The sequence below is a fragment of the Arthrobacter sp. Y3223166 genome, from assembly GCF_059090935.1.
Genome location: NZ_JBNHGE010000011.1, coordinates 35,395 through 57,457, shown reverse-complemented (window position 1 = coordinate 57,457; position 22,063 = coordinate 35,395). Strand labels below are relative to the sequence as shown.

General features: G+C 66.8%; 20 protein-coding genes and 1 tRNA gene. 14 read left to right on the top strand and 7 right to left on the bottom strand.

The features are described 5' to 3' along the window. Positions 1-13 precede the first annotated feature (13 nt). Positions 14-493, top strand: coding sequence for a MarR family winged helix-turn-helix transcriptional regulator (locus AC5RUH_RS07595; protein ID WP_494001233.1), 480 nt, complete (start codon positions 14-16; stop codon positions 491-493). Between the two features lie 100 nt (positions 494-593). Further along, positions 594-2,069: an MDR family MFS transporter gene (locus AC5RUH_RS07590; RefSeq protein ID WP_494024908.1), complete on the top strand. Its 1,476-nt coding sequence runs from the start codon at positions 594-596 to the stop codon at positions 2,067-2,069. Positions 2,070-2,160: 91 nt separating this feature from the next. Here AC5RUH_RS07590 and AC5RUH_RS07585 read toward each other — a convergent pair whose 3' ends face one another. After that, positions 2,161-3,777 (bottom strand): MFS transporter, encoded by a 1,617-nt coding sequence (locus AC5RUH_RS07585; RefSeq protein ID WP_494024909.1) that lies wholly within the window; start codon positions 3,775-3,777, stop codon positions 2,161-2,163. A 354-nt stretch (positions 3,778-4,131) separates the two neighbouring features. Here AC5RUH_RS07585 and AC5RUH_RS07580 point away from each other — a divergent pair, with 354 nt between their 5' ends. After that, a complete protein-coding gene (locus AC5RUH_RS07580; protein WP_494001230.1) occupies positions 4,132-4,722 on the top strand; it encodes a TetR/AcrR family transcriptional regulator in 591 nt (196 codons plus the stop codon). Between the two features lie 13 nt (positions 4,723-4,735). Here the strand turns inward: AC5RUH_RS07580 and AC5RUH_RS07575 are convergent, their stop codons facing one another. After that, positions 4,736-5,302, bottom strand: coding sequence for a cysteine hydrolase family protein (locus AC5RUH_RS07575; protein ID WP_494023956.1), 567 nt, complete (start codon positions 5,300-5,302; stop codon positions 4,736-4,738). 124 nt (positions 5,303-5,426) lie between these two features. Here AC5RUH_RS07575 and AC5RUH_RS07570 point away from each other — a divergent pair, with 124 nt between their 5' ends. Continuing rightward, positions 5,427-6,932, top strand: a complete 1,506-nt coding sequence (locus AC5RUH_RS07570) for an FAD-dependent oxidoreductase (RefSeq protein WP_494024910.1) — start codon at positions 5,427-5,429, stop codon at positions 6,930-6,932. 42 nt (positions 6,933-6,974) lie between these two features. Beyond that, a complete protein-coding gene (pstS, locus tag AC5RUH_RS07565; protein WP_494024911.1) occupies positions 6,975-8,090 on the top strand; it encodes a phosphate ABC transporter substrate-binding protein PstS in 1,116 nt (371 codons plus the stop codon). Between the two features lie 27 nt (positions 8,091-8,117). On the opposite strand, the gene AC5RUH_RS07560 is transcribed toward pstS, so the two are convergent. Then, positions 8,118-8,714, bottom strand: a complete 597-nt coding sequence (locus AC5RUH_RS07560) for an SRPBCC family protein (protein WP_494001226.1) — start codon at positions 8,712-8,714, stop codon at positions 8,118-8,120. Positions 8,715-8,938: 224 nt separating this feature from the next. Between AC5RUH_RS07560 and AC5RUH_RS07555 the strand changes: the two genes are divergently transcribed. Both AC5RUH_RS07555 and AC5RUH_RS07550 read left to right on the top strand, forming a co-directional pair. Continuing rightward, positions 8,939-10,627, top strand: coding sequence for a nuclease-related domain-containing DEAD/DEAH box helicase (locus tag AC5RUH_RS07555; RefSeq protein ID WP_494024912.1), 1,689 nt, complete (start codon positions 8,939-8,941; stop codon positions 10,625-10,627). Positions 10,628-10,693: 66 nt separating this feature from the next. After that, positions 10,694-11,116: a hypothetical protein gene (locus tag AC5RUH_RS07550; protein WP_494024913.1), complete on the top strand. Its 423-nt coding sequence runs from the start codon at positions 10,694-10,696 to the stop codon at positions 11,114-11,116. Between the two features lie 23 nt (positions 11,117-11,139). Here the strand turns inward: AC5RUH_RS07550 and AC5RUH_RS07545 are convergent, their stop codons facing one another. The 3 genes from AC5RUH_RS07545 to AC5RUH_RS07535 are packed head-to-tail and all read right to left on the bottom strand — an operon-like array spanning position 11,140 to position 13,618. Further along, positions 11,140-11,937: an enoyl-CoA hydratase/isomerase family protein gene (locus AC5RUH_RS07545; RefSeq protein WP_494074749.1), complete on the bottom strand. Its 798-nt coding sequence runs from the start codon at positions 11,935-11,937 to the stop codon at positions 11,140-11,142. Positions 11,938-11,978: 41 nt separating this feature from the next. Next, on the bottom strand, positions 11,979-12,758 hold the full coding sequence (locus AC5RUH_RS07540) for an inositol monophosphatase family protein (protein WP_494074748.1): 780 nt from the start codon (positions 12,756-12,758) through the stop codon (positions 11,979-11,981). A gap of 50 nt (positions 12,759-12,808) precedes the next feature. Continuing rightward, a complete protein-coding gene (locus tag AC5RUH_RS07535; RefSeq protein ID WP_494001221.1) occupies positions 12,809-13,618 on the bottom strand; it encodes a LysR family substrate-binding domain-containing protein in 810 nt (269 codons plus the stop codon). Positions 13,619-13,678: 60 nt separating this feature from the next. On the opposite strand from AC5RUH_RS07535, the gene AC5RUH_RS07530 reads away from it, so the two are divergent. Further along, on the top strand, positions 13,679-14,029 hold the full coding sequence (locus AC5RUH_RS07530; RefSeq protein ID WP_494001331.1) for a DUF5997 family protein: 351 nt from the start codon (positions 13,679-13,681) through the stop codon (positions 14,027-14,029). Between the two features lie 190 nt (positions 14,030-14,219). Here AC5RUH_RS07530 and AC5RUH_RS07525 read toward each other — a convergent pair. Next, positions 14,220-14,302, bottom strand: a tRNA-Leu gene (locus tag AC5RUH_RS07525). 364 nt (positions 14,303-14,666) lie between these two features. On the opposite strand from AC5RUH_RS07525, the gene AC5RUH_RS07520 reads away from it, so the two are divergent. From AC5RUH_RS07520 to AC5RUH_RS07495, 6 genes are read left to right on the top strand one after another with little or no spacing between them, the layout of a single operon-like run. Further along, positions 14,667-15,404: an FHA domain-containing protein gene (locus AC5RUH_RS07520; protein ID WP_494013421.1), complete on the top strand. Its 738-nt coding sequence runs from the start codon at positions 14,667-14,669 to the stop codon at positions 15,402-15,404. Beyond that, complete coding sequence (locus tag AC5RUH_RS07515) at positions 15,404-15,880, top strand: FHA domain-containing protein FhaB/FipA (RefSeq protein ID WP_493978260.1); 477 nt, start codon at positions 15,404-15,406, stop codon at positions 15,878-15,880. The genes AC5RUH_RS07520 and AC5RUH_RS07515 overlap by 1 nt, the downstream gene beginning before the upstream one ends. Before the next feature lie 2 nt (positions 15,881-15,882). Continuing rightward, on the top strand, positions 15,883-17,412 hold the full coding sequence (locus AC5RUH_RS07510; protein ID WP_494074747.1) for a PP2C family protein-serine/threonine phosphatase: 1,530 nt from the start codon (positions 15,883-15,885) through the stop codon (positions 17,410-17,412). Between the two features lie 3 nt (positions 17,413-17,415). Continuing rightward, positions 17,416-18,834 carry an FtsW/RodA/SpoVE family cell cycle protein gene (locus AC5RUH_RS07505; protein WP_494001218.1) on the top strand — a complete coding sequence of 473 codons (1,419 nt, stop codon included), beginning with the start codon at positions 17,416-17,418 and terminating at the stop codon, positions 18,832-18,834. Continuing rightward, positions 18,831-20,279, top strand: a complete 1,449-nt coding sequence (locus AC5RUH_RS07500; RefSeq protein WP_494001217.1) for a peptidoglycan D,D-transpeptidase FtsI family protein — start codon at positions 18,831-18,833, stop codon at positions 20,277-20,279. Before AC5RUH_RS07505 ends, AC5RUH_RS07500 begins: the two co-directional genes overlap by 4 nt. After that, positions 20,276-22,051, top strand: coding sequence for a protein kinase domain-containing protein (locus tag AC5RUH_RS07495; protein WP_494128264.1), 1,776 nt, complete (start codon positions 20,276-20,278; stop codon positions 22,049-22,051). The genes AC5RUH_RS07500 and AC5RUH_RS07495 overlap by 4 nt, the downstream gene beginning before the upstream one ends. The last annotated feature ends 12 nt before the right edge of the window (positions 22,052-22,063 follow it).

Genomic DNA, 22,063 nt, shown 5'->3' with positions numbered 1-22,063 from the left:
TTATCCTTGGGTAATGGAAACAACCGAGGGCGGCACGGCCCGGAAAGCCGTCGAGGACAACCGCGATCTGGCGGTGGCCTTGATCGACATCTCCTCCGATGTCCGCCGAAAATCCCACGAGAATTCCGGCGTCCCGTTGCTGCCCAACGGCATGGTGGACATCATGCGGGTCATCGAAGCGCACCCGGGCATAACCGTGGCCGAGGTCGCTTCCAGGCTTGACCGCCAGTTCAGCAACGTGAGCACCCAACTGCGTGAACTGGTGGCCCGCGGGCTCGTGACGCGCAGGCGCGACGAGGCGGACAAGCGCTACGTGACGCTGCACCCCACCGACGAGTCCCAGCGGATCAGGATCATGCTGGAAACCGCGTGGGCGGAAACCCTGGGGACGGCGGCCGCCAGGCTACACCCCGGGGAACAGGAACAGATCGCGGCGAGCCTGCCCGCCCTCCAGCGCCTGGCGGCGCTGATCAACGAGCCGGACCAGCGCTGAACCGTCGGCCAGTCGGGCTTTTCTTTTTCGGTATACTTATACTTTTGTAAGTATTAGCGGCGCACCTGTCTGCCGCACCCCACAAACAGAAAAGGTGGCCATGAAAGACGTCCTAGAGGAGAAAATTCCGCCCGGAGAGGTGGAGGCGGCAGAGGCCGTGGAGCCCGAGAGGATCTCGCCCAAGCGCATCGCCGCCGTGATCACCGCCTTGGTGCTGTCAGCGCTGATCATGATCCTCAACGAGACCGTGCTGACGGTCGCACTGCCCGACCTGATGGCGGACCTGGGCGTCCAGGCCACCACGGCGCAGTGGTTGACCACGGGCTTCATGCTCACGATGGCCGTCGTCATTCCGACCACCGGCTTCATGCTTCAGCGGTTCACCACGAAGAGCCTCTTCGTCAGTGCGATGCTGCTCTTCATCCTCGGCACGGCGCTGGCGACCATCGCCCCGACGTTCGCGGTGCTGCTCATCGCGCGCATCATCCAAGCGGCCGGCACGGCCATCATTCTGCCGCTGCTGATGACCACCACGCTCACCTCCGTGCCGGTCCGGCACCGCGGCACTGTCATGGGCCTCAACTCCGTGGTCATCTCCGTGGCTCCGGCCATCGGCCCCACCCTCTCCGGCGCCGTCATCAACTCCTTGACGTGGCGCTGGGTCTTCGGCCTGATGGTGCCGGTGGCCATCATCGTCTTCCTCTTCGGCGTCATTGCCATCAAGACCGGCAAGGAGACGCGCAAGGCTCCGCTGGATGTCCTCTCGGTCATCCTCTCCGCCTTCGCCTTCGGCGGCATCGTCTATGCGCTGTCCTCGATCGCCGACCTGATGGCAGGTTCCTGGGCCCCGGGCGTGGCACTGGTCGTCGGCGCGGTCGCGCTGGTCCTTTTTATTCAGCGCCAGCGTGCCCTGCGCAAGACGGAGTCGGACCTGCTGGACCTTCGTCCGTTCAAGGTGCACAACTTCCGCATCTCGGTCATCATCGTGATGATCGCCATGGCCACCATGCTGGGCACGGTCATGGTGATGCCGATCTTCATGCACAACGGCATGGGCCTGAGCACGTTGACCATCGGCCTGGCCCTCCTGCCCGGCGGCCTGATCCAAGGGATCGTGTCCCCGCTCGTCGGCCGCCTTTACGACAAGGTGGGCCCCAGGCCCATCGTCATTCCCGGCGCCTTCCTGCTGGCCGGCGGGCAGTGGCTGTTGGGAAGCGTCCATATTGATACCCCGGTGCCGACGATCGTCGTCTTCCATACTGTGTTCTGCGTCGGCATGGCCATGCTGATGACTCCGCTGATGACCGTGGCCCTGGGCGCCCTGCCGCGTGAGCAGTACGGCCATGGCAGCGCGATCATGAATACCCTGCAGCAGTTGGCCGGCGCCGCGGGTACCGCGGTTCTCGTTGCCGCCATGACCATCGGCACGGCGGCGGCAGCCGCCGGCGGCATCGCGGCGAACGTCGCCCTGGTTGACGGCGTCCGGGTCGCCTTCACGGTCGGCGGCATCCTCGGCCTCGTGGCCGTCGGGTGCGCACCGTTCGTTCGGCGCCTGCAGGAGAACACCGGCCACTAAGGCCCGGTTGCCCCGCCCGCACGCTCAGAGGAAGCCGGCCACCCCAAGGGATGGCCGGCTTCCTCTGTCTCGGTCGCGGCGCTGCGGGATGCTACGCGGCCGTGCGCGGTGCCGCTGCTTCCGGTTCGGTTTCCTTGACGCCGTGCAACCCAAAGAAGCTGAGCAATGCCGCGGCCAGGGCCGCGATGGCAACCACCAGGAAGGCCTGCGTGAATCCGCTGCCCAGGGCCTCGAGGGCGAACTGGCTGCCGCCCGATCCGGGAACGCCCTCGGGGATGCTGTTGAGCGCGATCGGACCGCCCGCTTCCGCAATGCCCATCGCCGGACCCAACTGGTCCGGAGCCAAACCGGAGGTCTGCAGGGAGGTCATGAGTTTTCCGCCGGCGGTGGAGAGGGCAATGGCGCCCACCAGCACCGGTCCGAGCGCAAACCCGAGGTCGCGCAGGAGGTTGGTGGTGGCGCTGGCCATGCCGGTCATCTCCCGAGGCACCGAGTTAACGGCAATAGCGGTCATCGGGCTCAGCGTGAAGGCGAAACCAAGTCCGACCAGCAGGGACGGCAGGATGAAAGCGGTCACGTCGCGGCTGGTGACATCGGCAGTGGAGTTGATCAATGCGCCGGCAGCCATGGCCAGGAATCCGAACGTCATCAGCCAGCGGGATGAGACGCGGGCCTGCAGCCGGGACAGCACGGGGATCAGCACGAAGGCGGGCCCCTGCAGCAGCAGGAACAGCAGGCCGAGGTACAGCGGGTTCTGGTGCTGAACCGGCCCCAGCCACATGCTTGTGGAGAAGCAGGCACCCAGGAAGGCGAACATGCCGACCACGGCCACGATCGACGCGATGGCGAACTGGCGGTTCAGAAACAGCCTCAGCTCCAGCAGCGGGGACTCGACTCGCAGTTCGATGGCCACAAAGATCGCCAACAGCACCACACCGGAGGCGAGGGCGGCTACCACGTGGGCGCTGGTCCAGCCGTCTTCGGGACCCTGTACCAGCCCGAAGAGAACCAGGATCAGGCCCAGTGCGAAGGTGATTTGGCCCCAGATATCCATCCGGCGCTCACGGGCCACCTTGGCCTCGGCGGAGCGCAGGGCGGTCAGCAGCAGTGCGGCGAGGGCCGTCAATACCACCACCGCATAGGCCCCGCGCCACCAGCCGAAGCCGGCAAATACGCCGCCGAGCAAGGGCGACAGGGCCGAACCCGCCGAAAGGAAGCCTGCCCAGATGGCGATGCCTCGCACGCGCTCCTGCATGGAGCGCGCCACCGAAGCAACCAGGGCCAACGATGCGGGGAAAATCGCACCCGCACCCAGGCCGTTAAGGGCGGAGCCAATCCACATGGCCTGGACCGTCGGGGATATGGCGCAGACCAGCGAGCCGATCATGACCAGCACGGCGCCGCCCACGACGAGCTTGCGGTGGCCGTACTTGTCACCGAGCACACCGAAGGTCAGCTCGAAAACCACCACCGGAATCATGAACGCGGCGGTGATCCAGGTCAGCTGGGAACCGAACGTGTTAAAGGTGACCTGGAATTCGCCATTGAGCGCGCCTGGCAGAGCGTTGGCGATCTGCGCCACCATGACCGCCAATGATGCAGCGACCAATGTGCCCCTGGTGCGCGCGGGTGTGACCTGCACGTGCGGCGTCTGGGGCGGCGGATCGGACTGCGGCGATGACGTGTGGGTCCCCTGGTCCTGGCTCATATGAACTTCCTTGTCATGGTGTGAGCGGTGTGGTGAACGGGTGGTGCTCGGCGGAACCGGTCCGGGCATGGCGGCCGCATTCGTCCGCACTCGCTGGAACCGGTAGTAGACGAGACCCTGCCGCAACGCTCTGTGCTGTCTACGGCACCCTGTGACGCAGGCGACAGGCCCATCGTGATGGGGCTAACAGTAGTGATTCAAAATACACGGTGTCAAGTGAACATTCGACGTGTCATTCGAGGGGGCTTCCGCTCCAAGAGCCGCCGGGCTGAAGTGTTACAGCCGGGGCGGGGAAATCCGGAGGGCAGCTCGGCTGGTCCGGAGGAGCCGCGGACACCGGCTATCCTGTGTGGCATGGCAACACTCCGCGAGGCTCAGAAACAGCAGACCAGGCAACTTCTCTTGGACACCGGCCTGGACCTCTTTGAGTCCAAGGGCTACGCGGCCACCACGATCGACGACATTGCCGCCCGTGCAGGCACCACGAGGACGACCTTCTACCTGCACTTCGCGTCGAAGGCGCAGCTGATGGGCGACGTGGTGAAGACGGTGGACTCCATTCTCACCAGCGTGGACGACCCGGCCCTATCCACCGTGGTGGAACTGGGTACCCGCGACTTGATCCGCGCCTGGATCAGCCGGAAATTCGACCAATGGGAAGCAACCCGCCCCTATCTGCATGCCGTCTATCAGGCGGCCCCGGTCGAGCCCGAGGTTGCAAAGGTCATGGAGGACTGGTTCCGCGATGTTGCGGCGGACATGACATCCGGGCTGGATCGGTCGGGGCGGTTCGACCCGGCCAGCCGCCAGGTCCGCTGCGTCCTCGCCTTCGGTCAGCTGGAATACCTCTCGCAGCGGTGGATCCGCACGGGCTGGATCATGGATCGGGAGATGTGCCTGGAAACCCTGACGGATTCCTGGTGCCATCTGCTCTCGGAGGGGTAAGCCTCCAGCTGGATCACCCTTGGCGCGCGCCCGCCAGCAATTCGGCCAGCGCCCCGCGGCCCAGCACGGGCTGGCGGTACTCATCGCTGAGGATCTGCAGCATGGAACCGGCATAGTCCTCATTGGTCGAGGCAATCATGTCCTTGGCGAAGACCACGCGGAAGTTGTGGGCGAACGCATCGGCCGCCGTCTGCGCCACGCAGTTGTGGGTCGCCACGCCTGCCAGGACCAGCCGTTCCACCCCGGCGTCCCGCAGCCGCTCGGCCAGGCCCGTACCAAAAAACGCGCTGTCGCGTGTCTTGACGATGCGCTCGAGGCCCTCTGTTTGCAGCCCGGGCAGGAATTCGGCCTGCTCGGTCCCCTCGAACAGGAATCCCTGGTCATCGTCGAGCATGCTGAGGGTCCAGGTTGAACGGTCCCTGAGGTGCTGCGTGTAAACAAGCAGCACCGGCACCTGCGCCGCCGTCGCGGTCCTGATCAACAGATTGGCTGACTCCACCACGGCTTCCTGCCGCTTGGCCAAGGCAGGGTCCTCGAAGTACGCGTTCTGCAAGTCGATCATCAGCACCGCAGTTTTCATGCCCTCCGCCTTCCGCCGGTCGTCCTCGCTTCCATCCTGTCAGGTGCACCCGCAGTTTGGGTCTTGACGCGCCAGCAGGGACAGGGTGTGGTGTGTACTACCATCCGGCCGAAAGGACAGCGTCATGCACTCACTCTGGCTCGATACCGCCCAACAGATTCCCGTGGACACGTACTCCGGCCAAACCGGGTTCGACTCGGTCGTCGCCGGAGCAGGGCTTACCGGCCTCACCACTGCTGTCCTGCTGGCGCGGGCCGGGCACCGGGTTGCCGTGGCGGAGGCGCGGTCGGTCGGCGCCGCCACTACCGGCAACACGACCGCCAAGGTATCCCTGCTGCAGGGCAGCCAGCTTTCGCGCATCGCGAACCATCACGATTCCGGCACCGCCGCGGCCTATGTGGCCGCCCAGCGGGAAGCCCAGGCGTGGATCCTGCGGTACTGCGACGAACACCGGGTGGGATACGACCGGCGGGACGCCTTCACCTACGCCACCACCCCCGAGGGCGCCGAGGACCTGGCGGCGGAGCAGCGCGCCAGCGAATCCGCCGGCCTGCCGGTCGAAAAAGTCTCCGGTGCCGGCGAGCTGCCGTTCGAGGTCGCCGGGATGCTGCGGTTGGCCGACCAGGCCCAGATCCATCCGATGCACCTCCTGGCGGCGCTCGTTGCAGAACTGCGCAGCCGTGGAGGCCTGGTCTTCGAGGGCATGCGGGTCACGGGCATCGGCCGCGCGGACGACGGCGGTGCCGGGGCGGGGCCGCGAAACCTTACCGTGCGCACGGGGCTGGGCGACATTAAGACCGGCATCCTCGTGCTGGCGACCGGCACGCCCATGCTCAACCGCGGCGGACACTTCAGCGTGCTCAAGCCAATGCGTTCCTACGCCGCCGCCTTGACGGTGCCCGGGCGCATCCCGTCGGGGATGTATTTGTCCATCGACGGGCCGACCCGCTCGCTGCGGACCGCGCGCCACGGCGACCGGGAGGTCTTGCTGGTCGGCGGCAACGGCCACGTTGTCGGCCGCCACGGCCATACCCGGGGTCTGGTCGATGACCTGCTCCGTTGGACCCAACAGCACTTTCCGGGTGCCGAGCCCACGCATGCCTGGTCTGCGCAGGACTATGAACCCGCCGGTGCGGTGCCGTACGTGGGTCCGATCCTGCCCGGGGAAAAGCGCATCATGGTGGCCACCGGATTCAACAAGTGGGGCATGACCAACGGGGTGGCGGCGGCACTGGCGCTGTCGGCCTCCATCCTGGGCGGCGACAATCATTGGGCCAAGGACCTCTATAAGTCACGCATCTCCGGACGGGACGCCGCCAGCACCGCCGGCACCAATTTGTCCGTCGGGTTGGAATTGCTGTCCGGCTGGCTGGGCGGATTGACCAGGACCACGCATGCGGCACCGCCGGAGGGTCAGGGCACTGTGGTGCGGGAAAATTCGCGGCCGGTGGGCATTTGTACCGTGGACTCCGCCACATACCGGGTCAGCGCGGTCTGCACGCATCTGGGCGGCGTGCTGTCCTGGAACGACGCGGAGGGCAGCTGGGACTGCCCCCTGCACGGGTCCCGCTTCAGCGCGGACGGCAAGGTGCTGGAAGGCCCCGCCGTCAAGGACCTCGAGGCACGGTAGCCCCCTTGGGACTGACGCCGCCGCACCGGTAGTCTAGTGCGGATGCCTCAGTTGAAACGCCGCGCGGCCGCCCTTGGTACCGCCGCCTTGATGTCCTTGTCCCTGGCCGCCTGCGGCTCCGACTACCCGCTGGGTCCGGCCCAGGAAGCCGCCGCACGGCAGGGCTCCTCCCTGTCGGGCACGCTGACAGGGGCCGGAGCATCATCCCAGAACGCGGCGATGGACGCGTGGGTGGCCGGCTTCGGCCTGCTCCATTCCGACGCGCAGGTCCAGTATTCGCCGGACGGCTCCGGCGCAGGACGCACCGCCTTCCTGGCCGGCGCCGTCGAGTTCGCCGGCTCGGATGCCTACCTGGACGACGAAGAAGTTGACCAGTCGCGCAAGGTGTGCGGCCCCGAGGGCGCCTTCAACGTCCCGTCCTACATCTCCCCCATCACCGTGGCGTTCAACCTTCCGGGCATCACCGAACTGAACCTGGACGCCGAAACCATTGCCAGGATCTTCCAGGGCGAAATCCGGTCTTGGGACGACCCCGCCATCGCGGAGCACAACCCGGGCGTGGAGCTGCCCGATCTTGCGGTCACTCCCGTCAACCGTTCCGAGGACTCCGGCACCACCGAGACCTTCACCGAGTACCTGCACGCCGTGGTCCCAGAGGTCTGGACGCCGGAGCCCAGCGACACCTGGCCCGGAGAATTCGCCGGGGAAAACGCACAGGGTACAACGGGCGTTGTGAGCATGGTCGCCGGCACGGCGGGCGCCGTTACCTATGCGGACGATTCCGCCGTCGGGGATCCCCTGGGCAAGGTTAACCTCAAGGTTGGCCAGGACTATGTCCCGGTGAGCGCAGAAGCGGCAGCGAAGGCGTTGGACGAAGCCACACCCGTCGAGGGGCGGCCGGAATACGACCTGGCCCTGGAAGTGGACCGGACGACTACCGCCGCCGGCGCCTATCCGCTGATGCTGGTCTCCTACCACATCTACTGCACCACGTACGAGGACCAGGAGAAGGTGGACCTGGTCAAGGCGTTCGCTCAGTATGTCCTGAGCCCCGAGGGCCAGAACGACGCGGCGGACTCGGCCAAGAGCGCGCCGCTGTCCGAGGAGCTGTCGAAGCGTGCCGTGGCTTCCGTGGAGCGGATCAGCGCCCGTTCCTGACAGCGGCCGCAGGCCCCGAGTGGCAGATTAGCTGCCGGGACCCCGCCTCCGGTTCTCCCGGTCCTCGGGCTCCCGGACGTCCGGCTCCCGGTTGTAGGCGTTGTCATCCTCGTTCTGGGGGATGTCCGGCTGGGCCGAGGCTGCCGGAGGAAATCCGCCGGCGAAGGTTCCGCCGTAGAACTGCTGGTTGCCCGGCTCGTGCGTTTCCGATCCTCCGGACTCGACGAAGGTCTTGAAGCGCCACAACTCGTTGCGCACCTCCCGGTGGTCCGATCCCAGTCCCGAACCGGCCTTTTCCAGCAGGGAATGCGGCTCCCAATCGAGGTGCACGTGCATCGACGTGGTGTCGGCATCGATGCTCCCGAACGTCACGGTGCCGCTGTGCCTGATTCCGCCTTCGCTCCTCCACACGATCCGCTCTCCGGGCTCGTCCTCGGTCACGGCCGTATCGAATTCGCGCTGCACGCCGCCGACTTTCGTGACCCAATGGTGCGTGGTGTCGGACGTCCGGATCACCGATTTCACGCCGTGCATGAAGGAGGGAAAGTACTCGAAGCGCAGCCACTCGTCATAAACCTTTGCGGCGGGCAGCGAGATCTCGACTGTTTCTTCGATGGTTGCCATGATCATCCTCATTCCGCCGCGGAACGGCGCCGCAGGCACCGCCTTCATGAGTTGCCACCTGCAGTTAACGCTACAGAACGGCCCGGGGCGCGGCAATGAACGGCCACGCCCGCGCGCGCGGGAGGGTTGGCTGCAACCGGGCCCGCGTTCCGGGACGAGAAGGGACGATGTCCTGCATTGGTAGTCTGTGTGGTAAACCACTGCGTTGAAGTTGAGGGGGCGGTATGCCGCGCTGTTTTCCGGAACAGCCCGAGTTCGGCCGGGACCAGCCTGCCGAACGGCAGGTCTGGGAGGCGCTGAAGCGTACCCTGCCGCCGTCCGCCGCCCTGCTGCATTCGGTCGACATCGTCGAAAACGGTGCCGCCCGTCGGATCGATCTGCTCGTTGTCTGGCCCGGCGTCGGCATCGCCGCCATCGAGGTTAGAGGCGGGCAGATCAGCTACGACGCGGGCCAGTGGTACCAGTCCGCCAACGGCCGGCAGCACCGCATCAAGGATCCATTGGTCCACGCTCAGGACGCCCGGCACATGCTCCAGCGCTACCTCGGCTCCCAGTTGGGGCTCAGCCGCAGGGTCCGCTTCGCCCACCTGCTGGCCTTTCCGGACACGCGGCTTCCGCGGCATTGGGACATCCCCGGCCTCAGGCGTTCCATGGTGATCGGCAGCGAGGACCTCAAGTACCCGGACGACACGGTCAGGGAAGCCATCAACTTCTGCGGCGACGGGGACGGCGAAACCGCGCCGGATATCGCCGACCGCATCGTGGCATGGTTGACGCGCCCCCGGCCGGGCGACGGGGCGCTCTCGGCGGCGGCCGAGCACGAAGGCCGCGCCGAGCAGATGACGCGGGACCAATCGGCGATCCTTGATGTCCTGAAGGACCAGCCGCGGGCACGCGTCATCGGCGGCGCGGGCACGGGCAAGACCTGGCTCGCATTGGAACAGGCCCGGCGGTTGGCGCGCGACGGAAAGCGGGTGGCGCTGCTGTGCTCCAGCCGCGGCCTGGCCCGGTACTTCGAGACCGAGACGGCCGGGTGGAAGCCGGCCGAACGCCCGGCACACGTGGGCATGTTCTATGACCTGCCGGTCCGCTGGGCCGCGCACCATCCGCTGGACCCCCGGTTGCTCACCAACCAGTACTACGAGCACTACCTCCCCCGGACACTCAAACGGCTGGCCAAGAACCAGCCGGTCCGCGAACTCTTCGACGCGATCGTCGTGGACGAGGGCCAGGACTTTGGCACGCTGTGGTGGGAGGCCGTCTTGGAGTGCCTGAAGGAACCTGCTGTCGGCGGCCTGTATGTGTTTATGGACGAAGACCAGCGCCTTTTCGGCCGCGACGGCTGGCCGCCGATTGAAGTGCCCCCCTTGGTGCTGAATGAAAACCTGCGGAATACGAAGCAGATCGCGGCGCTCTGCGGCGCGCTGTCCACCGAGCTGGCGATTCCGCGGGGCCTCTCCGGCCCGCGCATCCGGCTGGTGGAGGCGACGGCCGGGAACGTCATCCAGCGGGCCGGCGATGCGGTGGCGCAGCTGGTCGAGCGTGAAGGCTGGGCCCCGCAGCAGGTGGCGCTGCTGACCACAAAGCGCAAGCATCCGGCCCATCAGCAAGCGGTGGACGCACTGGGCTGGCGCGGATACTGGGACGCCTTTTTTGACGACGACGACGTGTTCTACGGCGACGTGCTCGGCTTCAAGGGACTCGAACGCTCGGTGGTGGTCCTGGCGGTCAACGGCTTCGGCGATCCCGAGCGGGCGCGCGAGATGCTCTATACAGGCTTCTCCCGCGCGCGCAGCCTGCTGGTCATCGTGGGCGAAAGATCGGCCATCACAAGGGTGGGCGGCCCCGCCCTGGTCAAGAGGCTGACCCAGACCGAATCCTGGGATCCTGACCAGCAGCAGCAAGACCATTGACTTTCCCGCCGCAGCGGAGCATTCTAAAACTACTTATTCGGTTTTTAGAATTTACCGGAGATTCCCATGGCAACCACCACTCCTGCGCTGCAACGGGTCCGGACCGAGCCCGCCTACGGTGCTTTTTGGATGCTCAGGCTGGGCTTTTCCGTCCTGCCGATTTTGATGGGGCTGGACAAGTTCTTCAATCTGCTCACTGACTGGGAACAGTATCTGGCCCCTTGGGTCGTTAACCTGCTGCCCTTCAGCGCGCACACCGCCATGCTGATCGTCGGCGTGGTGGAAATAGCCGCCGGCATCGTGGTCTGGTTCAAGCCGCGGTACGGCGCCTACATTGTTTCCCTCTGGCTGGCGGGCATCATCGTCAACCTGCTGACGCTGTCGGGGTTCTACGACGTGGCGCTGCGTGACGTCGGCCTGCTGCTGGCGGGACTGACACTGGCTCGGCTGGCCACCCAGTACGATCCGGCGTGGCACCGCCGTCGCTGATCAATCCCTGCCCGCGCCCGCCTTCAGTGCCCGGTGAAGGCGGGCGCCTCCTTGGCCAGGAAGGCATCCCGGCCGATGCGCGAGTCTTCAGTGGTGAAGGCCTGCCCGAAGGCCCGGCGCTCCACCTGCAGCCCGTCGGCGGTGGGACGGCCCAGCGCCGCATCGACCGTTCGTTTCGCGTTTGCGACGGCGGCGGGGGACTTTGCGGAGATCTCCCGGCAGGTGGCGGCGGCGGCGTCGAGCATGTCGTCCTTGCTGGCGAAGACGGCGTTGGCCAGCCCGATCCGCAGGGCTTCCTCGGCGCCGATGCTGCGGCCCGTGAAAATCAGTTCCCTGGCCATTCCGGGGCCGACCCGCTGCGGCAGCCGGACCGTCCCGCCGAAGCCCGGAATGAGGCCCAGGCCGACTTCCGGCAGGCCGAACTTCGCGTTGGCCGTCGCGTAGATGAAGTCGCAGGCCAACGCCAATTCCAAGCCTCCGCCCAGGGCAAACCCGTTGACGCAGGCGATCACCGGAAGGTCCAGGGTCTCCAGCAACCGGGTCAGGTCCTGCATGGCGGCGCTGTGTGCTTCCGCTTCGGCCGGCCCCATGGAGGCCAGTTCCCGGATGTCGGCGCCGGCCGCGAAGGCCTTCCCGCCGGCACCCGTGATCAGGATGCTCCGAACTTCCCGGCCTTCCGGCGAACGGATGTCCGTGACGAACTGTGCCAGGTCTGCCACGACCTGGGTGTTCAGGGAGTTGAGCGACTCGGGACGGTTGATGACGACGGTGGCCAATTCGCCGAGGCATTCAAGCTGAATCGTTTCGTAAGTCTTTTCCACAGCCCCACTATGCCACGCCGGGCCCCCAGAATCGGACGTGGTCATCCCCCCAGCAGGGCGACCACGTCGGCCACCTGCCGGTGTCCCCCGGCCACCGACCAGCGGTAGCCGTCGACCTCCAGGACGGCGGTGGAACCTCCGGCCGCTTCGACCAGGGTCTTGCCCGGAAGCCAGTCCCAGTCCGGCAGCCCCTGTTGGTACCAGACGCCGAAAATCCCGGCGGATGTTGCAGCCAGCTCACACGACGCCGACCCCCAGGTACGGTAGGTGGCCGAACCGAGGAGGGCGCGCAGGTACGGCTCGCCCGCTGCGTCGTCGCGCAAATACGTGTGGTGCAGGTACGCCGCCGCGCAGCTGGCTGCCAAGGGAGCGCTGGCGATTTCGCCCACGCGCAAGCCGTTCCGGGTGGTGGGCAGGTCGCGTCCGCCGATCCACAGGACGTCCTCGGCGGGGTGGTAGACCGCCGCCAGCCGGCTTCCCGCTCCATCCGTCAGCGCCAGCGCGGAGCACCAGTAGTGCCCGCCGGTGAAGAAGTTGTAGGTGCCGTCCACCGGGTCGATGACCCAGGTACGGCCCGAGGTTCCCTCGTGGCTGGAGCCTTCCTCGCCCAGGATCGCGTCCTCCGGCCGCAGTTCGCGCAGCGTATCGACTACCAGTTTCTCCGCGGCGTGGTCGGCGGCGGTGACGACGTCGGAGATGCTGGTCTTCTCCTCGAACGTGGTCACCCCCGACCGCATGCCGTTGGCCAGCGTTCCGGCGGCGCGCACCAGCCAGGCCGCGAGTTCGGTGTCGTCCAGATGGTCAGGGCTGCTCACGGTCATATCTGAAGCCTAGCCAACGGCGGGGCGAACGCGGCATGCAGGGGCAGTTGCTACCGGCGGCCCCGCCGCGGCCCGCGGCCCTTCGGGGTGCGGCCGCCACCCGGCCTGCCCTTGCCCTGGCCGGACGGCTTGTTCGCGCCCTTGCCCGATGCCGGCGTCCGGCCCGGTGCGGAGCCCTTTCCCGCAGCGGTGCCCTTCCCCGCGCCGGAGCCTCCGCCGTCGTTCTTCCCCGTGTTCTTGCGGGTCTTGCCCTTGCCCTGTTGTTCCTGCACCGAGGGCTGGCGCGAACTGCGCGCCGTGCGGCCGCGGACAATTCCGATGAACTCCTCGATTGCGGCCTCGGTCCGGTCGGTGAGCCACGCGAGGCCGATCTGCGTCTCGGGGTGATCGGTGACCGTGCGGTACACCACGTCCTTGCGGTTGTAGAGCCGGGCCACGGACATCGGCAGGATCATCAGTCCCGCCCCGGACGCCACTACCTCGATGCCTGTCTTGGCGCCGCCCATTTCCCCGGGGTCCAGGAAGTTCTCGTGCGCGATCTCCCGATACGGGACTTCCTCGTCGTAGAGGGCAACATCGTGTTCCTTCGGCGCGACCACCACGGGCAGTTCCGCATACAGCGGGATCACGCTCAGCCCCTCGCGGTCCACGGGCAGCCGGACGAAGCTCAGGTCGGCACGGCCGTCGCGCAGGATGGCCGTCTGCTCCTCCTCGCCGCACTGGAAAGCGGTCAGCGGGACGTCGGGCAGCCGCTCCGCCCACCGGCGGGTCCACTTCCCCGGTGTCACGCCCGGGACATAGCCGACCTTCAGTCCGGCCAATTGGGCCGTGGTCGTCGGCTCCTGGTCTGCATCCTGCACTTCATCACCGTAGCGCAGGGCGGCTAGGCTGGGCTTATGAGCGCGAAATCGGCACAATCCATGAAACCGGCCACGGCCGCCAAGAAACTGGGCATCTACTTGCCCGCGGCCCCGCAGGAGTTCCAGGACAGCCTGATCTCGCGGGAGGAATTCAACCAGCTGCAATCCGATCCGCCGGAATGGCTGGCGGAGCTGCGCCGCAACGGTCCGCATCCGCGGCCGGAGGTGGCCCGTAAACTCAACGTCTCCATCTCCGGTCTGGCACGCGGCGGCATCACGGAGCCGCTGACGACGGCCGAAATCACCGCTTTACTGCAGGATCCGCCGGAATGGCTGGTGGCGGAACGTGCCTCGTTCGCCGCCGTGCGTGCCGAGGAGCAGCGCGTGAAGGCCGCCGGCAAGCAGGGCTGATCAGCAGCCGCCGAGCGCGCCGCGGGCCCCCCTCCTCGCTGATCAAGCGGTGAGCGAGGCGGGCCCCTCCCCCGCTGACCAAGCGGTCAGCGAGGCGGGCCCCCTCCCCCGCTAACCAAGCGGTCAGCGAGGGCCCGGTATCCGTTAACGCCAAGAGCCCCGGTCCGAAGACCGGGGCTCTTGCTCTGCGTGCGCGAGGGGGGATTTGAACCCCCACGCCCTTTCGGACACTGGCACCTGAAGCCAGCGCGTCTGCCGTTCCGCCACTCGCGCGCATTGTTCCTGCCCTCTCGGCGTGCCAACCGGTTTCCCGGTTCGCTTTCCTCAAGAACAGCGAGATCAATAGTAGCGTGAAACAGTCCCAAATTCCCAATCGGGGCGCCGGCCCCCTTGGATACCGCGCAACGACGGGGATCGGAGGGCCTGCGCCGCGGGCCGCACGCCCCGCCGTCGTGATTCCGCGATGGTGAGCTTCACCACGCCCCGGCGCCGCCGCGCCCGCGGCGATCGTTGCCGAATGGGGCCTTTTGGGACACGCCCAAGTAGTATCGAAGGGAAGAATCGCCAGACAGGTGTGCCCTGTCCGCTGTCGCAGCGGGGGGCAGACCTGACCACAACTCTGGGAGGAGGCGGCCCGATGGGCATTCTGGACAGTATGGAGCGCGGCATCGAGAAGATGGTCCGCGGCGCCTTCTCTGTCGGCGGCAAGGGCCAGGTGCAGCCGGTGGAGATCGCAAGCCGCCTGCGCCGCGAACTGGACAACGGTTCCATCACCTTGGCCCAGGGCCGCACGTTGGCTCCCAACGTCTTCGACGTCAGGCTGGGCGATTCCGACTACGCGATGGCTGAACAATGGGGCGCCACCCTGGCCGAAGAACTGTGCGACGTGGTCATCCGCCACGTCAACAGCCAGAAGTACACCCTGCAGGGCCCGGTGCGCGTTTCCTTCACCAAGGACGACGCACTCAAGGGCGGCGACTTCGAAGTCGAGGCCACGGTCGTGAAGTCCGAGGGCCACCAGCCGCAGCCCCTGCAGCGCAGTGCCCCCGCGGCGCCGTCGCGCCAGCCCACCCTGCTGACGCCCGTGTTGGAAATCAACGGGCAGCGCTACTCGCTCAACGCGCCGTCCATCGTGCTCGGACGCTCCTCCGAGGCCGACATCATGGTGGACGACACCGGGGTCTCGCGGCGCCATCTGGAGATCCGCACCGACGGCGGGTCGGCCGTGGCCGTGGATCTCGGTTCCACCAACGGCAGCTATGTCAATGGCCAGAAGATCGACGGCCGGATTGACCTCACCGACGGCTCCGTCATCACGATGGGCCGCACCCGCATTACCTTCCGCCTGCTGCCGACACGGGGCGGCGGGGCCTAATGGGCGAGCTTGTCGTCACCGCGTTGCGGTTCGGTTTCCTGATCCTGCTCTGGATCATGATCATCAGCATCGTCTCCGCACTGCGGCGGGACCTGCAGATCGGCAAGCGCAGCCGCACCGGATCCCCCACTGCGCGCGAAGTCCGGAAGAATCCCGACCTGGCGGACGCTCCGGCCCCCCGGGTGGCTCCGCGCCGCCTGGTGGTCACGGAAGGGCCGCTGGCCGGCCACTCGCTGGAACTGGCCGCGAGCCCCATCCTGTTGGGCCGGGCCCAGGAAGCAACGCTGGTGCTGGAGGACGATTACGCCTCCGGCCGGCACGCCCGCCTCTTTCCGCAGGGCAGCCGCTGGTTCATCGAGGACCTCGGCTCCACCAACGGCACCTACCTGGCCGAGAACCAGCTGACGCGGGCGCTGCCCGTTGATCCCGGCGTTCCCATCCGGATCGGCAAGACGGTCATTGAGTTGAGGCCCTGACGGTGGCTCTGGTTCTGCGCTATGCGGCGCGGTCTGACGTGGGTAAGGCACGGTCTAAAAACGACGACTCCGCCTACGCCGGGCGTTATCTTGCCGTGGTGGCCGACGGCATGGGCGGCCATGCCGGCGGTGACGTGGCCTCGGCGTCCACGGTGCTGGACCTGGTCCATCTGGACCGCTCGGGCCATCAGGACCCTGCCAACGTGCTGGCCGACGAGATCCAGACCGCCAATTCCATCCTTTCGGAGCTGGTGCAGACCAGTCCCAAGCTGGCGGGCATGGGCACCACCGTCACCGCCTTGCTGCTGCATGACGACAAGCTCGAATTCGCCCACATCGGCGATTCCCGTGCCTATCGGCTGAAAAACGGCATCTTCGAGCAGATCAGCGTGGACCACACTTTCGTCCAACGGCTCATCGACGAAGGCCGGCTCCTTCCGGCGGAAGCCGAAATCCACCCGCACCGCAACGTGCTGATGCGCGTCTTGGGCGACGTCGATGCCAGTCCCGAACTCGACCTGGCCAGCCATCAGGCCGAGCCGGGGGAGAAATGGCTGCTCTGCTCCGATGGACTCAACGCCGTCGTGCCGGACAGTGTGGTGGAATCCGTGGTGCGCAACGCGCCCACCCTGCAGGACGCCGTCGATCAGCTGGTGGAGCTGACGCTTGACGGCGGTTCCCCGGACAACGTGACCATCGTGATGATCGAAGTCGCCGAAGCGGCGCCGGAGGCGGCTGACACCGCCTCCCTCGGCCTCGCCCCGGAACGACCGAAGGCATCGGCCTTGAAGCACGACGGCGCCGCCTCCCCTGTCGCGGCGATGCCCGCCGACGGAGCCTCCCTCGGGGCACAGGTGGCCGCGGGCGCCGACGACGAACAGCTTCAGCCGCACGAGGCGATCCGCGCCGATGCCATCCGCCGCGAGCTCGAGACCCGCCCGCATGTGCTGGTGGGCGCCGCGGCATTGGCCACCGAGACCGGACAGATTCCCATCGTCACGGCCCACTCCAACAAGCGCCGGGCGGCGGCATTGCTGACCCACAAGGCCCCGGACGAACCGGAAACACCCGAGAACGAGACCTCGGCCCCGGCCCGCAAGCCCTGGCTGATCCCGGCGTTCCTGACCGTCATGTCGTTGCTGCTGGTGGCGGTCATGTGGTTCGGCTACCTGTGGACACAGACCCAGTATTTCGTGGGTTCGGCGGACGGACGGGTGGCCATCTTTAACGGCGTCTCCCAGAACTTCGGGCCGATCGCGCTTTCCCACGTGGACACGGTCTACAACATCCCGCTGGAAAGCCTGCCCGCGTACCAACAGCAGCGGCTGGATTCCAGCATTTCCGCCCGCGACCTCGGGCATGCCGAGGAGATCGTGGAACAGTTGCGGATCAGCAGCCAGCTGAACTGTCCGGAACCCGAACCCAGCCCCAGTACCGTTCCGACGGACCGGCCCAGCACCTCGCCGGGGGCGACGCCGGCGCCTGCTGCCAGCCCCCAGCCCACCGTGCCGCCGGAATGTGTAGGTGGATAAGCCATGAGTAACATCCAGACAGTGCCGCGTTCCCGGCGCAACACCGAACTGCTCCTGCTCCTGCTGGCCTTGATCGTCGGCATCGGAGCCAACATGCTGGTCGGGCTCGACCAGGACCGGGCCTTCGACAGCGACTTCTTCACCCAGGGCGGCACCTTGGTGGTGCTGGTCCTCGTCGTACACGTGGTCCTGCGCCTTCGCGCCAAATATGCCGACCCGGTAATACTTCCGATCGTCACCGCCCTGAACGGGGTGGGGCTGGCGATGATCCACCGGCTGGACATCGCCAACAACGACTCCGCCGCGGGGCGCCAGCTCCTGTGGACCGGCGTGGCCATCGCCGCCGTGGTCGCCGTCATCTGGCTGCTGCCCGACCACCGCGTCCTGCGCCGCTTTACCTACATATCGTTGATCACCAGCGCCATCCTGCTCATCCTTCCGCTGCTGCCGTTCATCGGGATGGAAATCAACGGCGCCCGGATTTGGGTGAGCCTGGGGTTCGCCACCTTCCAGCCGGGCGAAATCGCGAAGATCACCCTGGCTATATTCTTCGCCGGGTATTTATCGACGAACCGCGACCTCATCCTGCTCGCGGGCAAGAAGATCGGCCCGCTGCAGCTGCCCCGCTGGCAGGACATGGGCCCCATGGTGGTGGCCTGGCTGGTCAGCATCGGGGTCCTGGTCTTCCAGCGCGATTTGGGTTCCTCGATACTGTTCTTTGGCCTGTTCATGGCCATGATCTATGTGGCCACCAGCCGCGTCAGCTGGGTCCTGATCGGCCTGCTCATGATCGCCGTGGGCGGCGTGGTGGCTTTCCAGCTGTTCCCGCACGTCACCGCACGTATAGACGGCTGGATCAACGCGTTCGACCCCGAGGTTTACAACCGGATCGGCGGCAGCCACCAGATCGTCCAAGGGCTGTTCGGCCTGGCCAGCGGCGCTCTGACCGGCACCGGACTCGGGCAGGGCCGGCCGGACCTGGTGACCTACGCGAACAGCGACATGATCATCGCCGCACTCGGCGAGGAGCTGGGGCTCATCGGACTCAGCGCCATCGTGATGCTCTACATCCTCTTGGTCAGCCGCGGCATCCGGGCGGCGCTGGGCAGCCGGGACGCCTTCGGCAAGCTCCTGGCCACGGGACTCTCCTTCACCCTGGCGCTGCAGTGCTTCGTGGTGATCGGGGGCGTCACCCGCCTGATTCCGCTGACCGGCCTGACCACACCCTTCCTGGCCGCCGGAGGGTCTTCCCTCCTGGCCAACTGGCTGATCGTCGCCCTGCTGCTGCTGATTTCCGACGCCGCGCGCCGTCCGGCCCTGACTGGCCCGGCCGCCGGCCGGCGGCCGCCGGGTGACCGGCCGGCGCGACGCAACCAGACCCAAGCACGGAACACCGGATCCACGGAGGTGATCCAACCATGAACCAGGCCATCCGCAATACCTGGATCGTCGCCATCGCGATGTTCGCGCTGCTGTTTGGATCGCTCACGGTCGTGCAATTCTTCGAGGCCGAAAACCTCAACGCCAACCCGTGGAACAGCCGGACCATCTACAAAGACTTCGACAAGAACCGGGGCGCCATCCTGGTGGGCGGCGAGCCGATCGCCGAGTCGGTTCCCTCGGACGACGAGTTCGCCTACCAGCGCGTCTACAACGAGCCCGCGCTCTACGCGCCGATCACCGGTTTCTACTCGTTGGTATACGGCTCCACCCAGATGGAGTCTGCGATGAACGATCAGCTCTCCGGTTCCGGCGACGAGTTCTTCTACGAACAGATCGTGCAGATGTTCTCCGGCGGCCAGGTCGAGGGCGCCTCCGTGGAGCTGACCCTGGACGCCGAGCTGCAGCAGTTGGCCTGGGACCTGATTCCCGACGGCGTGAAGGGCTCGATCGTGGTGATGGAACCGGACACCGGCAACATCCTCGCGATGGTCTCCAAGCCCAGCTTCGATCCGAATGACCTGGCGGGGCACAACACCGAAGAGGTCACGCAGAACATGGCCGAATTGGAGAAGGTGCCGGGCCTGTCTCCGTTCACCAACCCCGCCACCGAGAGCCTGTTGGCTCCGGGCTCCGTGTTCAAGCTCGCGGTGACGGCTGCCGCCCTGGAATCCGGCCAGTACGACGCCGACAGCAAGCTCGACAATCCCCCGACGCTGCCGCTTCCGGGCACCAACGTCGAGTTGCCGAACTACGTTAACGGCGGCTGTGCGGCGCGGACCACCGTCGGCTTCTCCTTTGCCCTGGAGCAATCCTGCAACACGCCCTTCGCGCAGATCGCCATGGACCTGGGGGAAGACGCCATTGCGGAACAGGCCGCCAAGTTCGGATTCGGCGAGTCCTACCAGATCCCCACCCACGTCACCGCGAGCCAGTTCCCGACCGGCATGAGCGATGACCTGCTCGCCCAGTCGGCCATCGGCCAGTACGACGTCCGCGTGACCCCCCTGCAGGTGGCCATGATGACCGGTGCGATCGCCAACGACGGCGTCTTGATGAAGCCGAACCTCGTGCGCACCGTGCGCGCGCCCGACCTGCGCGTCATGGACAGCCCCAAACCCCAGGAACTGCAACGTTCCCTTTCCGCAGACAACGCCCGGCTGATTCAGGACTGGATGGTCAATGTGGTCAGCAGGGGCATCGGCGGCGGAGCCGCCATTCCGGGCGTCGAGGTGGCCGGCAAGACCGGTACGGCAGAACTGCTGGCCGGCGAAGCAGGAAACAACTCGTGGTTCACCGGATTCGCACCGGCGGATGACCCCCAGGCCGTCGTATCCGTCGTCTTCGAGGACGTCGATGTAACGACCGGTTCTTCACTCTCAAGTCCAAGTGCTCGGCAACTCCTAGAGGCGGTGTTAAATAAGTGAGACCTAGCTCGGGTATCACCTTAGGCGGCAGGTACCAGCTCACTGAACGTATCGCCATCGGCGGCATGGGTGAGGTCTGGAAGGCGCAGGACCAGGTCCTGGGCCGCATCGTCGCCATCAAGGTCCTCAAAGAGGAGTACACGGGCGACCCGGGCTTCCTCAACCGCTTCCGCGCAGAGGCCCGGCACACCGCGCTGCTGAACCACACCGGTATTGCCAATGTCTTTGATTACGGCGAAGAGGCCGGATCCGCCTACCTCGTGATGGAACTCGTGCCCGGGCATCCGCTCTCGGCGATCATCGAGCGCGAGCGCGTGCTCTCGCCCGACCGGACGCTGTCCATCATCACCCAGACGGCCAAGGCGCTGGCCGTCGCCCATGCCCAGGGCCTGGTGCATCGCGACGTCAAGCCCGGAAACCTGCTGATCACGCCGGAGGGCCGGGTCAAGATCACCGACTTCGGCATTGCGCGGCTGGCCGATCAGGTTCCGCTGACCGCGACCGGGCAGGTCATGGGCACCGCCCAGTATCTGGCGCCCGAGCAGGCGACGGGACAGACTGCTACCGGACAAAGCGACATCTATTCGCTCGGCGTCATCGGCTACGAGTGCCTCTCCGGTTCCCGGCCGTTCTCCGGTGAATCGCAGATAGCCATTGCCCTGGCCCAGGTCAACGACACTCCCCCGCCACTGCCCGAATCCCTGCCCCGGCCGGTCCGCGCTCTGCTGATGTCCATGCTGGCCAAGGACCCGGCCGACCGGCCGGCCAACGCGGAAAAGCTCGCCGAGGCGGCCGACGCCATCCGTGCCGGCAATATCCGTGCCGCCGAGGCAGCTGTCCCGGGAATGTTGCTGTTCGGTGGGGACGACAGCACCGGTTTGATGACTGCTCCGGTGCCCGCCCCCGGAACCGCTCCGACGCGCGCCGTCAGCGCCGGGACCTCCCAGCTGCCCGCCGTCGGCGGTGCAGCAGCAGCAGCGGGCCTCGGCGCCGAACGGGACTGGACCGATCAGGATCTGGACAGCGATGAGCCTGAAGAAACACCGCGCCGCCAGCAGAAGAAACGCAGTCCCTGGACCTGGCCGCTGGTCGGTTTGATCCTGTTGATTCTGTTCGCCGTGGCCGGCGCGATCCTGCTGCCCATGCTGACCCCCACCGGCGTTGCGGAGTCCTCGTCGTCGGCATCGAGCTCGACGACACGGGCGGCGCCGAAGACCACCTCCGCAACGCCAACGGAAGAAGAGACCGAGGAACCGCGCGAAACGGCAACGCCGGAGACGAACCAGCTGGCGGCGAATGCGTTCCTGGGCCGACCCTTCAGCGAGGTCCGGGCCGAGCTCGAAAACATGGGCTACCAGGTGGTTCCCAACCCGGTGGAGAGCGGCGAAGCCGAGAATACCGTCATCGACATCGCGCCGACCGGCGCCGTCGTCGTTGGCGAAGCAATCACCGTCACCTACTCCACCGGCCCCGGAACCGTCACCATTCCCAACGGTCTGGCCGGGCAGTCCGAGCAGCGGGTTCGCGAGGCCCTGATCGGACTGAACCTGGTACCGCAGAAGTCGGGCGAGCAGCCGAGCGATGAAGAGCCTGGCACCGTGCTCAGCCTGTCTCCCGACGGCGGTGACGTTCCGGTCGGGTCGACCGTCAGCTACGTTGTCTCCAGTGGGCCGGAAGAAGAAGAAGAAACTCCGGCCCCGACAGAGACGGGCTCGCCGGATGCCAAGGGCCTGCCGACCTCCGCTCCCGACACGCGCGGCGGTAAGCCGTGACCGAATCCTGGT